This is a genomic window from Micromonospora sp. NPDC005254, assembly GCF_042872525.1.
Taxonomy (GTDB): Bacteria; Actinomycetota; Actinomycetes; order Mycobacteriales; family Micromonosporaceae; genus Micromonospora.
Window position 1 is genome coordinate 385,422 of the sequence record NZ_JBIAKM010000003.1, and the last position, 13,265, is coordinate 398,686.

The 13,265-nt window shown below is 70.5% G+C and carries 18 protein-coding genes; 7 read left to right on the forward strand and 11 right to left on the reverse strand.

Features of this window, described 5'->3' with window-relative positions:
- Window positions 1-89 precede the first annotated feature (89 nt).
- Window positions 90-1,337, forward strand: coding sequence for an FAD-dependent monooxygenase (locus ACFYPR_RS11465; protein WP_387259685.1), 1,248 nt, complete (start codon window positions 90-92; stop codon window positions 1,335-1,337).
- Here the strand turns inward: ACFYPR_RS11465 and ACFYPR_RS11470 are convergent.
- The 4 genes from ACFYPR_RS11470 to ACFYPR_RS11485 form a co-directional block, all read right to left on the reverse strand.
- Complete coding sequence (locus ACFYPR_RS11470) at window positions 1,225-2,274, reverse strand: aminoglycoside phosphotransferase family protein (protein WP_354861029.1); 1,050 nt, start codon at window positions 2,272-2,274, stop codon at window positions 1,225-1,227. The two genes, ACFYPR_RS11465 and ACFYPR_RS11470, sit on opposite strands and share 113 nt — an antisense overlap.
- 126 nt (window positions 2,275-2,400) lie before the next feature.
- Window positions 2,401-2,871 (reverse strand): hypothetical protein, encoded by a 471-nt coding sequence (locus tag ACFYPR_RS11475; RefSeq protein WP_354861028.1) that lies wholly within the window; start codon window positions 2,869-2,871, stop codon window positions 2,401-2,403.
- Window positions 2,868-3,632, reverse strand: a complete 765-nt coding sequence (locus ACFYPR_RS11480; RefSeq protein ID WP_387259688.1) for a hypothetical protein — start codon at window positions 3,630-3,632, stop codon at window positions 2,868-2,870. Before ACFYPR_RS11480 ends, ACFYPR_RS11475 begins: the two co-directional genes overlap by 4 nt.
- A 16-nt stretch (window positions 3,633-3,648) precedes the next feature.
- Window positions 3,649-3,870, reverse strand: coding sequence for a hypothetical protein (locus ACFYPR_RS11485; protein ID WP_387259691.1), 222 nt, complete (start codon window positions 3,868-3,870; stop codon window positions 3,649-3,651).
- 310 nt (window positions 3,871-4,180) lie between these two features.
- Here ACFYPR_RS11485 and ACFYPR_RS11490 point away from each other — a divergent pair, with 310 nt between their 5' ends.
- Together ACFYPR_RS11490 and ACFYPR_RS11495 are read left to right on the forward strand one after the other, a co-directional pair.
- A complete protein-coding gene (locus ACFYPR_RS11490) occupies window positions 4,181-4,426 on the forward strand; it encodes a winged helix-turn-helix domain-containing protein (RefSeq protein ID WP_039906608.1) in 246 nt (81 codons plus the stop codon).
- Window positions 4,427-4,739: 313 nt separating this feature from the next.
- Window positions 4,740-5,009 carry a DUF6244 family protein gene (locus ACFYPR_RS11495; RefSeq protein WP_363938840.1) on the forward strand — a complete coding sequence of 90 codons (270 nt, stop codon included), beginning with the start codon at window positions 4,740-4,742 and terminating at the stop codon, window positions 5,007-5,009.
- Here the strand turns inward: ACFYPR_RS11495 and ACFYPR_RS11500 are convergent.
- Window positions 4,957-5,652, reverse strand: coding sequence for a Fic/DOC family protein (locus tag ACFYPR_RS11500; RefSeq protein WP_387259694.1), 696 nt, complete (start codon window positions 5,650-5,652; stop codon window positions 4,957-4,959). The genes ACFYPR_RS11495 and ACFYPR_RS11500 overlap by 53 nt on opposite strands.
- A 119-nt stretch (window positions 5,653-5,771) precedes the next feature.
- Window positions 5,772-6,362 carry a type II toxin-antitoxin system antitoxin SocA domain-containing protein gene (locus tag ACFYPR_RS11505; protein WP_354861018.1) on the reverse strand — a complete coding sequence of 197 codons (591 nt, stop codon included), beginning with the start codon at window positions 6,360-6,362 and terminating at the stop codon, window positions 5,772-5,774.
- Between the two features lie 240 nt (window positions 6,363-6,602).
- Between ACFYPR_RS11505 and ACFYPR_RS11510 the strand changes: the two genes are divergently transcribed.
- Window positions 6,603-6,896: a hypothetical protein gene (locus ACFYPR_RS11510; RefSeq protein WP_355067186.1), complete on the forward strand. Its 294-nt coding sequence runs from the start codon at window positions 6,603-6,605 to the stop codon at window positions 6,894-6,896.
- A 31-nt stretch (window positions 6,897-6,927) separates the two neighbouring features.
- Window positions 6,928-7,248, forward strand: coding sequence for a hypothetical protein (locus ACFYPR_RS11515; RefSeq protein WP_355067185.1), 321 nt, complete (start codon window positions 6,928-6,930; stop codon window positions 7,246-7,248).
- Window positions 7,249-7,328: 80 nt separating this feature from the next.
- Here the strand turns inward: ACFYPR_RS11515 and ACFYPR_RS11520 are convergent, their stop codons facing one another.
- From ACFYPR_RS11520 to ACFYPR_RS11535, 4 genes are all read right to left on the reverse strand, one after another.
- Window positions 7,329-7,736 (reverse strand): hypothetical protein, encoded by a 408-nt coding sequence (locus ACFYPR_RS11520; RefSeq protein WP_355067184.1) that lies wholly within the window; start codon window positions 7,734-7,736, stop codon window positions 7,329-7,331.
- A 67-nt stretch (window positions 7,737-7,803) separates the two neighbouring features.
- A complete protein-coding gene (locus tag ACFYPR_RS11525; RefSeq protein WP_355067183.1) occupies window positions 7,804-8,271 on the reverse strand; it encodes a nitroreductase family deazaflavin-dependent oxidoreductase in 468 nt (155 codons plus the stop codon).
- 200 nt (window positions 8,272-8,471) lie between these two features.
- Window positions 8,472-9,449, reverse strand: a complete 978-nt coding sequence (locus tag ACFYPR_RS11530; RefSeq protein ID WP_355067182.1) for an SEC-C domain-containing protein — start codon at window positions 9,447-9,449, stop codon at window positions 8,472-8,474.
- A 109-nt stretch (window positions 9,450-9,558) separates the two neighbouring features.
- Window positions 9,559-11,025, reverse strand: coding sequence for an MFS transporter (locus tag ACFYPR_RS11535; protein WP_355134767.1), 1,467 nt, complete (start codon window positions 11,023-11,025; stop codon window positions 9,559-9,561).
- 217 nt (window positions 11,026-11,242) lie between these two features.
- Between ACFYPR_RS11535 and ACFYPR_RS11540 the strand changes: the two genes are divergently transcribed.
- Window positions 11,243-11,818, forward strand: a complete 576-nt coding sequence (locus tag ACFYPR_RS11540) for a helix-turn-helix domain-containing protein (protein ID WP_354861005.1) — start codon at window positions 11,243-11,245, stop codon at window positions 11,816-11,818.
- Between the two features lie 34 nt (window positions 11,819-11,852).
- On the opposite strand, the gene ACFYPR_RS11545 is transcribed toward ACFYPR_RS11540, so the two are convergent.
- Window positions 11,853-12,149: a hypothetical protein gene (locus tag ACFYPR_RS11545; protein ID WP_387179906.1), complete on the reverse strand. Its 297-nt coding sequence runs from the start codon at window positions 12,147-12,149 to the stop codon at window positions 11,853-11,855.
- 188 nt (window positions 12,150-12,337) lie between these two features.
- On the opposite strand from ACFYPR_RS11545, the gene ACFYPR_RS11550 reads away from it, so the two are divergent.
- Window positions 12,338-13,153, forward strand: a complete 816-nt coding sequence (locus ACFYPR_RS11550; RefSeq protein WP_387179903.1) for an esterase/lipase family protein — start codon at window positions 12,338-12,340, stop codon at window positions 13,151-13,153.
- Window positions 13,154-13,265: the final 112 nt, after the last annotated feature.

The window sequence follows — 13,265 nt, forward strand, 5'->3', positions numbered from 1 at the left end:
GCGGCGGACGTGCCCACAGCACCCGCCACACGGGGGCACAAAATGGGTACGACGAGTCCTTTCGGGCCACCGATGACGGCTGGCCCGACATGATCAATCCCGCGCACGCCGTCATCGTCGGGGCGGGAATCGCCGGAACGGCAGTCGGTCTCTTCCTGCGCCGGATCGGGTGGCGCGTGACGGTTCTCGAGGCCCGGCCGCCGCGCGAGCGGCCCCTCGGGTCGCACCTGAGCCTGGCCGACAACGGCCGTACCGTGCTGCGCGACCTGGGCCTGCTCGCCGCGGTCGACGCCGCCGGCACGCCGACTGACCGCATCTCCTTTTACGACCACCGGGGACGGGAGATCGGCAGCAACAACCAGGTGAGCACGCTGATCCGCCGGGACCGGCTCGGCGAGGTGCTGCGCGAGGCGGCCCGTGGCGCCGGCGTCCGTATCGTCGAGGGTGAGCGGGTCGTCGGGCTGCGCGATGACGGGCACGACCGGGTCGTCGCCACCCTCGCCGACGGATCCAGTCACAGCGGTGACCTCTTGATCGGCGCCGACGGGGTGCACTCGTACACGCGTCGGACGATGTTCCCCGAGCATCCGCCGGCTCGATTCACCGGAGTCCTCGACGGCGGCGGCTCGGCCCCGCGGGTCGACGGGATCGCACCGGACGGAGTGCTGCGTCTGACGTTCGGCGCCAACGCGTTCTTCGGCTATCAGGCGTTGCCGGACGGCGAGGTGGTCTGGTTCCAGAGCCTGCTCACGGGCGAGGGGGAGGTGGTGGCGGGGCCACGGGCTGATCCGATGGACCGGTGGCGGCAGCGGCTCGTCGAGCTGCACGGCTCAGACCACCCGCCGATCCCCGCCATCATCGACGCCAGCACCGGCCCGATCATCCGGTGGCCGGTGCACGACCTCGTCCCGCCCGCACGGTGGAGCCGCGGTCGGATGTGCCTGGTCGGCGACGCGGCGCACGCGATGCCGCCGCACGACGGGCAGAGCAGCTCCATGGCGCTCGAAGACGCCCTGGTCCTGGCCCGGTGTCTCGCCACGACAGACGACGTCGGTGACGCCTTCGTGCGCTTCCAACAGCTGCGTGAGCCACGGGTGGCGACGGTCGCCGGGCTCGCTCGCCGTACCGGCAGCCTGAAGTTTCCGACCGGCGCCCGCGAGCGGCGGGCGCGCGACGCCGTGCTGACGATGTTCATGAGGGCGGGCGTGGCCGCCTCCGAGGACGTCAGCCGGTACCGCCTGCGATGGCCGACGGACTCGCACGCCGCAGCTCGGTCAGCTCCTGATCAAGCAGGTCGGCCAGCCGCTCGAACCGGTCCGGGCGATTCTCCCAGGTGATTCCCCGGCTGGGCATCTCGACAGTCATCAACAGGTACAGGTGCAGGCGGTAGAGGCTGAGCCGCCGCAGGGTGGACTCGTCGAAGACCACCGGATCGGCCGCGGCGGCGCGGTAGCCCCGCAGGAACGGGTGGTCGGGGTCGTCCTCCACCCGGCGATACAGCAGGGGTGACACGAGGTCCAGCAGCGGATCGCCGAACAGGAACCGCTCGCCGTCCACGATCCCGCGCAGGCGCAGGGTGCCCGCAGGCCCGGGTTCGGCGAGCACGTTGCCGTCCCAGCCGTCGAAGTGCAGCAGCGCCGGCCGGCGTACCTGGTCCAGGGCCCAGGCGTACCGCTCGGGCAACTCCCGGATCCGCGCCGGCGAGGTGGGAAGTCGTACGTCCCAGTCCGCCGCGTCGGCGAGCAGGTCGTCGAGCATGGCGGCGAAGGCCGTACGCCACGTCGCGCCGCTCGCCCGGCCGCCGCCGTACCCGTAGTGGTCGCCGGTCACCCGGTGCAGCGCGGCGATCGCGACGCCGAAGTCGTAGCGGGCCGGGGTGTCGTCGAGGTGCTGCTCGCCCTCCGACCATTCCCGCAGCGACCGTCCGGGCAGCAGGCCGGTGACCAGCCACTCGCCGAGTTCCGGATCGTCGCCGTGGTGCAGCAGCGGCGGCACCGGCACCTGCGGCGCACGCGCGGCCACGAGGCGGAAATACCGGGCTTCGGCGGCGGCGAGCCCCCGCTCGTAGCGCAGCAGCGGCGCGTCGGGTGGTGGTGCCACCTTCAACACGACCTCGCGCCCGTCGTCGAGCGCCACCCGCCACACCGTCGCGAAGCCGCCGCCCAGGATCGGCCCGCAGTCCACGACCCGGCGGTCCGCGCCGAACGACGCCGCGACGAAGCGTTGCACCTGATCGTGGTCCAGTGGCCGCTGGGTGCGGCTGAGCCCTTCCACCCCGTGGTCCCTTCCTCCCCGCCGTGACGCCCGCCAGCGTGCCAGAGTCGTCGGGGAATTGTCGTCCTGGTCTTGGTCTTGGTCCGCCGGCCGACGATCCTGCGGAAGGTCCCCGGTGGTGGCGTCCTAGTGGGTCTCCTGCTGGTCCCGTGCGCCTGCCTGGTGCTCGTTCCCGCCCGGTGCGGCGTTGTCGGCGGTGTGCGCCGCCGCCGCGAGGACGTCGTCCCGTTCCCGGTCGGTGCAGCCCTCGTCCTCCAACAGGCCGAGCAGCAGCACCGTCCGGGCGACGATGGCCGGCGCGTCGTCGGGCACCGGAGGGCGTTCACCGAGCGCCGCCCACACCAACGCCTCGGCCAGCGCCGGCTCGACGTCCATTCCGGTGACGTCGTAGCGTTCCCGCGCGGATGCCACGAACCGGATCACCGGCGCCCGGTCCTGCCCCGCGACGAACCGCCGCCGCACCGCCACCAGCAGCGCTCCGGCGAGCAGGTCCGCGTACCGCCGCCAGTCCGCCTCGGTGAAACGGCGCAGCCGCCGTTCGTGCCCGCGCAGCCGTCCCGTCAGAAGGCCGCGCAGCGCTGCGTGCGGGTCGTTCACCACTGTCGCCCCCTGATCATCGTGAGTGGGTTCTTCCGTCGGCGTCGCCTGGTCACCAGGCCGCTCGCCACCCGGCAGCCGCGTGCGATCTCGCTGGTGCTGGTGCTGGTGCTGGTGGTGCTTCTTGGCGCGTTGGGTGCGGGGGCGGCCGGCTCGCCGGTCAACGCCGCCACCGAGCGGTCGATGCGGCAGCCGCCGATCGCCAGCCGGGTGACGACCAGGTCCAACCGGGTGATGGCCGCCGCGAAGTGCCGGGCCGCGACCGCGTCCGCCACGATGTGGGTACGCCGCAGCCGGTCCTCGGCCGCCGCCAACCGCCACCGGGTACGGGCGGCCAGCGCGGCGGCCCGGTCAGCGTCGACCCGAGCCGCGCGCAGCCCGGCGAGCAGCTCACCTGCTGTCGCGGTCACCGGCGATGCTCGATCGGCAGCCAGGCCGGCGTAGACCAGACCGAGCGCCCGCCAACACTCGGTGACCGCGTCCTGCCAGGGCAGCCTCCGGCCGGGTGGCCCCGCACCGTGCAGGTGCGCACCGGCCCGGTCGGCGGCGGCGATCGTGGCCAGCCAGGCGTCGCGCAGATCGTCCACCGGGCCGCCAAAGTGCGCCAGCCGGGCCCGCGCGGCCCGCTGCTCGTCGCACGGGCCAGGCCGTCCGCAGCTCCGGCAGATCCCGGTGTACGCCTCCGTCACGTGCTCGGCGACCCGCATCCTCGCCTCGATGACCTGCTGATTGGCGTGCGCGTGCAGATCATCCGCGTTCATCGGCGGCCTCGGCAGCTCACTGCTCCGCCTCGGCGGTGGCCTTGACCAGGCGGGCGAAGAGCACGTCGGTGCACGGGTAGTCCCTGCCGCAGCCGCAGACCCACCGGCGAACCACGCGCGGCGGATGGGCGAAGAGGGTGTCGTCGGCGTCCTCGACGTCCTGCTCGGACACGAGACGCTGGGCTGGAGCGTGTCGGGAGGGTGGGTCGGTGGGCTGGTCGTCGGGTCGATCGGGCATCGGGTGCTCCCGTCCGGTCGTCTCCTTGCTGGTCAGGGCGTTGCTCGTGGCGGCACGTGCCGCCCGGCGGCGATGCGGTGGGGCGGCGGTGCGGTGGGGCGGCGGTGCGGTGGGGCGTCGTGCGGGCGTGCCCCGGCACGCCCGGCCGGACGGGGGGACCGACCGACCGGGCGCTTCCTGCGCGGTGGGGAAAGAACCAACTCCGGGTTTGCAGACCTGGGAGCCGGTCAGAGGGAAGCGTATATAACAGGTCATGCATGCGCAAGCGTTGACTGCACATCGCTTGCTATACAAAGTTGCTCGTGATCGAATGGCGGGGCAGACCTGGGAGACACCAATGCCCGCCAAAGCCAAGTGGGCGCTGATCGCCGACGGCATCCGCGCTCAGATCCAGTCCGGCGAACTCGCGCCGGGGGACAAGCTGCCCTCGACCTCCGAGCTGTGCCGTCAGCACGACGTCTCGGCCATCGTCGTTCGCCAAGCCATCAACGCGCTCAAGATTGAGGGCTTGGTAGAGGGCGTCGGCGGTGTCGGCGTGTTCGTCGCCGAGCGCTGACCCCCTCGATGCCCCGGTTTCGGTGAACCCGGCCAGATCCTGGACAGTTTCCGTTAGCCGAGAACGGAAAGTGTCCAAGATCTAGAGATTCCGGCCGGGGTTCCTGGTCGATTCCTTGATCACTTGATGCGTACTAGTTGCCGAGGGCCTGCCCTGGCTGGTCAGCATCAAGTGATCTTCGCCTTGGGCGGCGGGGACACCGCGCACATCATGATTGGGCGATCGAGCGGTCGCGCTGGGTGCGTGGATCTCGTACGCTCCCTTGTGGTCTCCGCCGGTGAGGTGGTGGAGGCGATGGTCGACCAGGGGGAGGATGCGCGTGAGCGCAGCGCAGATCATCGCGAAGTTGGCGGCGGCGTCGCAGAAGCTCGATGAGGCGAAGGCCAAGACCGCAGCGGCAGCGCAGGACGCGGCCGAGGCGCGAACCCTTGTCGCCGGTGCGCTGGAAGGTGTTGCCGCCGGGCCGCTGGTCGGCATGATCGACGCGTACCGGCAAGCTCTGGCGCAGGCGTCCCAGGGCGGCGAGCCGGCTAAGCAGCACGTCCAGGAGACGATCGCCAAGGTCCGTGCACTGGGAAACTGACCACGGGTGGTGGTCCCACAACCCACCGTGGTGGTTCAACTATCTGGACAAGGTGGAGGCGGCAATAGAGGCCGCGGGGTGACCGGACGTACCTGGTCCGGCTAGCCGGGAGGCGGTGGGCCTGCTGTAGGGCTTCGCCAAGCCATGCCGGTGGGCTCCGACCATCCCACATCGCACGTCGAGGAACATCAGTCAATCGGCGGACGACTGGACGCAGGACCGCGACGAGGCGCCCGGTGTCGGTCGTGGCCAGGTGTACACGGCACGCTTCGATGTTGTCGGCTTCGTTGAGTTCCGACCAGTCGAGGAGAAAGCCCGCAGCGGCGGCAAGTTGCCGAAGAAAGGAACGGATGGTCCGGCCGTTGCCCTCGCGAAACGGGTGACACACGTTCAGCTCGCCGTAGTAGTGCGCGAGCGTCTCGACGAACACTTCGTGCTTGAGGCCGAGGAGAAAGCCATCCGCAGTCAATCCACCAAGGACCGCGCTGACCTGGTCGTCAATGAAGCGCCAGTGACAGAAGCGCGCTCCCGGCTTGCTGATGTCGACGGTTCTGGTCTGTCCGGCCCACTCGTAGAGATCTCCGAAGAGCTGCCGGTGGAACGTCTGAAGATGGTCGAGGCCGTAGTTGCCGGGAATGATCATGCGCGATGCCTGAACCTCCCGGATCGAGGTCAGGCGAAACTCGGCTTCCCGGAGGAGGTCCGGGTCGGTGATGCCCAGCTTGTTCTTGAGGCAGTCGGTTCCCCGGCCAGCAGTACGGATCAGTCACCCTTGAGGCGGGCAATCTCTTCGGAGATCAGGTCGTCCGCGCTGATCACCCCTGCTGCCACGTCGCGAAGCTTGTCCTGCCAGTTCTGATCGAACTCAGCGCCTTCCAGGGCAGCGTTCGCGGTTGCGAGACCGACGGCAGTTTCCGAGTCTGCGATCTGCCGGGCGTAGTAGGTACGCATGAGGTCGGTGCTGATCCTCGCCGACGAGTTGGCCGACTCGGGAAGCCCACCCCGCGCAGCCCGCCAGGGAAGCTCGTTGTGTGTCATAACGGACAGCTGGCTCGCCGAGAACTTTCCGTACTGATCTGTGACCCACCGGACGGTTCTTCGTTCGTCGGGGGTCAGGTGGGAGGCTTGCCCGTGCGGCCAGTCAGACACGGTGAGCTGCCGACGGTGGTGCCGGTAGAGGGGCGGCACCACCGGCCCCTCCCGCCAAGCTTCGATCGGCTCGGGGAACAGCAAGGTGCCTTCACGTGCCAGATGCCACCCCTGGCAGTAGTAGACCAGCTTCTCCAGCTTCATAGCAGTGACGCTGCCGAGGTTGCCGAGCACTGTGGCAGCGACATCGTGCGCGGTAGCCATACGCTAACCACCTCCCACCTCAGCTTGCTCCCGACGCTAGCTACTGACGGTGATTCCGTCGGCGCTGAACTTGTGTCGAGCCCTATTTCGATCCTATAGGTCCGGGCGACACCTTCGTAGAACACAGGTTCTGCTAGAACGTGCTGTCGGATAGGTGTCACCGCGCGTGGCGGGGGCTGCGCAGACCGGTGATCTTCCCTATCCTGGCGTGTTCACCGACGGCTAGCGACGTGGAGTGTCGTGGATCCTCGACAGGTACGACGTCTGGCAGAGCAGTCCGCCAACTTCGGGTTCCTCAAGGAGCATCCGCTACTGGTCTGGTACGGCGCGGGCGCTGAGTTGCTCGTCTATGTCGACGCCCAGGCCGCGATGTTCAAGATCCGTGCCTTCGGTGACGAGTTGGCCAAGGACCTCGTTCGCCGCACCGGCGCGAGGCCGCAGAAGAACGACTTCTACCACCGGGTCCAAGCGCTGTATGGCGACGGCACGCTGGTCGCTCATCTCCACCTCGTCCGAAAAACCCGATGTCACTGACTCGGTTCCCAGCCAACGAGTCCCGACCGCCGTGGCCACACGGACTCGTGCCTACTTCGGTGGCATCACGGTCGCTCGGCTGGTGGCCGTGGGTGCGCTCACCGCTGGCGAGGAGATGGTTCTGACCTATAAGCGGGCCGACTATAAGGCGCGCATCAGCGCGGCTGGCCAGATCGAGTTGGAAAGGGGGGAACTTTTCGAGTCGCCCTCCCCGGCCGGCGCGACGGTCACCGGTAAAGTGGCCATCAACGGATGGAGCGCGTGGAAGGTTCGCCGAGCGGACAAGTTGATCCCGCTGTTCGACGTGCGGGCGGATGCGCTATCTCGCGGCCTGCTTGAAGGAACGTCATAGGTGGCGCTTGTCGTCGCGCCGGTCGCGATGATTGTGGAGCCATCCAGGCAGCCGTTTCCTGGCTAGTGCGTCCGACCGGTTCAGCGGGTGATGCGGACCTCGTCTTCGAAGCGCGGGTAGTCGCACGCGTCCTGGCCGCACAGCTCGAAGCCGCCGCTGGCAAGCGCCACGCCCCGGTTGAAGGCGAAGCCGCCGCCTTCCGCGTACACGCGCCCGGTCACTGCCTGCGGTTGGCCGGTGCAGCTGACCGGCGCCCAGCCCGATCCGTACGCCACCCGGTTGCCCGAGCGCTGGCGCAGGATCAGCTCCGCGCCGCCGGATAGGCCAGCGTCGCAGGTCACGGTGAGGGTGAGGTCCACGGCGACGCCTTTCGCGACCAGGGTCGCGGACGTGACCTCGACGGTGCTCGCCGCGCTCGCCGGCGACGGCGTCAACAGGGCGAACAGGGACAGCCCGAGCAGCGCGATGGTGGTGGTGAGGCGGCGCACGGCGGCTCTCCTATCGGAGTAGGTGCTTACCTGCGGTCACCATAGCCCCCTGCGGCGCTGACGTGGATCAATAGATCGTCGAGTCTTCCGGGGACGTCCGCTCGATGACAACGACGGGGATCTCCCGGTCGGTGTCCCTCTGGTAGCGGGCGTACGTCGGGAAGACCTCCGTCATCACCGGCCACAGCCGGGCCCGCTCCTCGGTGGACGCCGTCCGGGCGCGAGCGGCGAACCGTTCCGCGCCGACCTGGACCTCCACAGTCGGGTCGGCGCTCAGGTTGAGGTACCAGGCGGGGTGCGTGGCAGCACCGCCGTTGGACGCCACCACCAGGTGGTCGTCCCCGTCGCGGCCATAGATCAACGCGGTGCGGCGGAGTGTGCCCGAGCGGCGTCCCCGCGTGGTGAGCAGCAGCGCGGGGTAGCCCTGGAAGGTGCCACCGTCGGCGCCGTCGGTCTCCACGTACCGCCGAATGTGCTTGGCCACCCAGCCGACCGGACTGTCCTCAATCGTCTCGTGCTGCTCCTGCGCGCTCACGCCATCGCCTCCATCGCCGAATCCGCCCGGCTGAAGCGGAGGTGTCGATCGTACGCGGAGTGCCCTGCTCTGGACTGGCCATGGCCATCGATGCGGCGGATGCGAGGGGCGTCCGTGCGGACAGGGTGAGAGCGGTATACCTGTGAGTCATCAATATGACTCACAGGTATACGTCTCTCAGGGGAAAGTGCCCCGGCGGGTCAGTCGCGCGAGCGGGGCAGGCAGCACTTCTTGTACTTCGCACCCGATCCGCACCAGCAGGCGTCGTTGCGCCCGGGCGGCCAGGACGTCAGACCCACCTCGTCGAGGCTGTCGGCGTACTCGTCAAGGGTTTCCTCGTCGATGGGGTCGCTGCCGGCGAACGCCGCCAGGCCCTCGACGGTGCCGGCGACCACGCCCAGGTCCGCGCCGCCCAGCCCGGCGGCGTCGGCGAGCGCGCGTTCGATCTGGGTACGGTGCTCGTCCCACGTCTTCGGGTAGCTGTCGACAAGCGCGGGCCAGCGCATCAGCAACGCGTTGAACTCGGCCTCCGGCCAGTACAGCAGCGTCGCGGGGCCGTCGTCGAGCGCGTCGAGGGCGTGGGTGCTCGCGGCGCGCAGCCGGTCGGCGAGGTTGTCGTACTCGTCGTGCGGGAGGCCCATCTCCTCGCGCAGGTGGTGCCGCCGCTGGGCCAGCCCGTAGATCATGGCCGCGGCCTCGTCCTGCGCGTCCTCGGACTCGTGCTGCTGGGTACGGGTCCGTTCCAGGATCGTGTCGAGCGCCCCGGTCAGCCATTCCAGCGCCAGGTCGGTGTGGCCGGATTCGGCCAGCTCGTCGACCAGGTAGGTCGCGTTGGGGTTGGTCTCCAGCAGCGGACGCAGCTCGGTCAGCTCGGCCATGCCCTCGTCCGAGCGGCCGAGGCGCAGCAGCAGGCCGCCGCGCACCGCTCGAGCGTACGCGTCCTCGTCGGGCTGTTCGGCGATGGCGCGGGTGGCCAGGGCGAGGGCGTCGGCCAGGTCACCGGCCTGCTCCAGGATGTCGGCGGCGACCAGCAGCGCGTACCCGATGTCGTCGGGGTCGGCGAGGCGTCCCTCGTCGACGGCGCTCACCAGCTCGGCGACCAGCGCGGCCGGGTCCGGGCTCTTGACGCCCAGGGCGCCGATCTCTTCGATGCGGTCGGCGGTCAGCAATTCGGACATGGGCGCATCCTGAAGACGACGAACGGTGGATGGGGGAGCGGCCAGCGTACTCCCGAGCAGGCCGGAGCCCGGGCGGCGAACCGCCCGGGCTCCGACTTGCCAGCGAACCTCAGCGGGTCGCGGGCATGGTGGCGAACTCGCCGGCTAGCTCGGACTCGACGATCGTCGCGGTGGACGGCCGGCGACCGGCCGACGCCCGCCGGGCGGACGGGACGGCCAGGGCCGCGAGCGCGGCGGCGAGGGCGATCGCGGTGAGGACGAGAAACCCCGTCGTGAAACCGGCCTCCCGGGGCAGGCCGTTGGCCTGCGGGTGGGCGGTGATCACGCCGCTGACCATGGCCGCGCCGATCGCGCCGCCGATGGTACGGATGTTGGCGTTCATGCCGGTCGCCACGCCGGTCTGGCTGGCGGGCACGCTGCCGACGATCAGGTTGGCCATCGACGCGAACGCCAGGCCGATGCCGAGACCGACCAGCCCACCGGCGATGGCGACCTCCCAGCGGGTGTCGTGCGCGGCGGCCAGCATCGCGGAGGCGGCCACGTTGAACGCGGCGCCGGTGGCGAGCTGTGCCTTGGCGCTGAACACGGCCTGGAGCCGGCCGGCGACGAGACCGGCGACGAACATCGCGACGAGCATCGGCAGCATGAGCAGGCCGGCCTGGCTGATGCTGGCGCCGAAGCCGTAGCCGGCGGCGGTCGGGGTCTGCACGAACTGGGGAAGGAACGCGTACACGGAGAACATCGACGCGCCGTAGAGCAGGGCGACCAGGTTGGTGGTCCAGACGCCGGGCAGGCGCATCATCCGCATGTCGATCAGCGGGTTGGTCGAGCGCACCTCGGCGACGAGCCAGCCGATGAGCAGCACCACGGCGAGCACCAGCAGGCCGAGCACCCGGGTGGAGGTCCAGCCCCAGGCCGCGCCCTGGCTGATCGGCAGGAGCAGCGCGATCAGCCAGCCGGAGAGCAGCAGGGTGGCACGCCAGTCGATCCGACCGGGGGTTCGCACCGGCGACTCGGGCACGAACAGGTGCGCGGCGACGGCGGTCAGCCCGACCACGACCATCGGGATCCAGAACAGCCAGTGGTAGTCCAGCGCGGCCACGATCGGGCCGGCGAGCACGACGCCGAGGCCACCGCCCGCAGCGACGATCGCCGAGATGGAGGCGACGGCGCTTCCGACCCGCGCGGCGGGGAACTCGTCGCGGATGATGCCGAACGACAGCGGGAAGACCGCGCCGCCGATGCCCTGCACGACCCGGGCGACGATGAGGACGCCGATGTTCGGCGCGATGGCGGCCACCAGGCAGCCGAGGGCGAGGGCGGCGAGCGAGACGACAAGCATCCGCTCCTTGCCGACCATGTCACCGACCCGTCCGAGGATCGGCGTGAAGATCGACGCGGAGAGCAGGTAGGCGGTCAGGACCCAGGTCACGGTGTTCTGCGAGGTGTGCAGGTCCTGCTGGATGGTCGGCAGCACCGGGGTGATCAACGACTGGAGCATCGCGAAGAATCCGGCGCCGGCCGCGAGCACGGTGAAGGTGAGCCGACGCGAGCTGCGTCGGGATGTCACTGACACGAGAGAAAACTCCTGATGCGGTACGGAAGGAGGTTTGTCGCCCGTCGTCGGAGGCGGGCAGGTCTGCGGGGTCCGGGCGATCGGGTGGCCAGGCCGGATCGGGCGGGTCCCGAGGTACGCTAAGCGGAGGCTGTCCTCCGGCAGTTCCGGAGGGGTGCCTCCACTAAGCTAGCGGAGGGGTTCCTCCGGATGCAACCAAGGTGAGGTGACGCACGCCATGACCAGCGCGGGGCAGACGCCCGAGGTCTTCGCGCAGCGGCCCAAGCGGGCCGACGCGCGGCGCAACTACGACGCCCTGGTCACCGCGGCGCGCGAGGCGTTCGCCGAGAACGGCGCGGCCGCCTCCCTGGAGGACGTGGCCCGCCGGGCGGGGGTGGGCATCGGCACCCTCTACCGCAACTTCCCGACCCGCCGGCACCTGTTCGAGGCCGTCTACGTCGAGGAGGTCCGTGCGCTGAGCAGCTCCGCCGCCGACCTGGCCGAGCTGCCTCCGTGGGACGCCCTGGTCGCGTGGCTGCACCGCTTCGTCGCGTACGTCGCCACGAAGCGCGCGCTCGCCGAGCAGTTGCTGCACGACTCGGAGATCTTCGCCAGCTGCCGGACGGAGATCTACGCCGCCGGCGAGCCGTTGATGCGCCGCGCCCAGGCCGCCGGCGTGGTGCGCGACGACGTCGGTTTCGACGATGTGGTGCGCCTGATCAGCGGTCTCACGATGGCCCAGTTCCCCGCACCCGAGCAGCGTGACCGGGTGCTCGGCGTGGCCCTGGACGGGTTGCGCGCGACCGTCCGCTGAGGACCCGTCAGCGCGACCGTCCGCTGAGACCGCGTCAGCGCGACCGTGCGCTCAGCGCGCGTCGGCGGTCGACGAGCAGCAGCCCCTCGTCGTCGAGCCGTTCGACCACCGTGCCCGCCGGCCACCGGCCCGCGCTGTCGTTGCCGAGCAGCTCGACGGCCCGGGTGTAGAGCTCGGTCCGGCGGCGTTCGGCCGCGTCGTGTTCGGCCGCGCCGGACTGCCGGTCCTGATGGCGCTGCGGCCTCGGCCACCGACTCGGCGTGCGCCTGCCCCCGGTCCCGGTGTGCCTGGTCGCGGGCGGCGACCCTCGCGCGGGGCGGGGTACGCGCACAGCGGCGGGTGTCCGCTGTGGAGCGGCACCGAATTGCCGGTTTGTGCCGTCGGTGGAACAACGGGTTACCGGCGCGTAACAAGTCATTGACGTTTCTGAATTGTGACGTGCATCATCGTCGCACGGTCGACCGGACACCCCCACCCACCTGCCCGGTTCGCCGGGTGCCTCCCCCCGGAGGTGCAGCCATGCTGCTCCGAAAGACCGTCCTCGTCGTGTCCCTGGCCACCGCCGCGCTGCTGGCGTCCGCCGGCGCCGCGACCGCTGCCACCCCCACCGCCCCGGCTGCTACCGCCCCAGCTTCCACCGCCCCGGCTGCCACCGCCGCCTTCGCTGCCGCTGCCGCAGCCAACCCGGTCATCGTGGTCGGCGGGCTCAGCGGCGTCGCCGTGGCGTACGAGCCCATCGCCGCCCGGCTGCGCGCCGACGGCTACCGCACCTTCATCTACCAGCTGCCCGGGTTGGGCCTCGGTGACATCCCCGCCTCGGCCCGCGCGTTCGCCGGCTACGTGGAGCAGGTGCGCGCCAGCACCGGCGCGGCGACCGTCGACCTCGTCGCCCACTCCGAGGGCGGTCTGGTCAGCCGCTACTACCTCAAGAGCCTGGGCGGCACCGCCAGCGTCGGCCGGTACGTCAGTCTGGGCACACCCCAGTACGGCACCTACGTCGCCAACATCGTGGCGTTTCTCGGCCTCGGCAGCTGCGCCGGCATCGTGGCCTGCCAACAGATGACCATCGGCTCCGCATTTCTCGCCGACCTGAACGCCGGGGACGACACCCCGGGGTCGGTGCGCTACACCACCGTCCGCACACTCCAGGACGAGCTGGTCCGTCCGACCGGCAACGCCGCCGTCAACGACGGGGCGACGAACGTCCTCATCCAGGCGTACTGCCCGCTGCGGGTGGTCGGGCACCTCGGCCTGGTGCTCGACGGGACCGCGTACACCATCGTGCGCGGCGCCCTGACCGACGGCCCGGTGCGACCCAACTGCCTCGCGCTCTGAGAGCCGTGCGGGTGGTCCCGGCTCGCCGCCCGGCGGCCCGGCGGCGGGGGGGGGGGCCCCCCCCGGCCCCCCCCCCCCCCCGGGGTTGCCGTCATACAAGACCCCCCCAAAC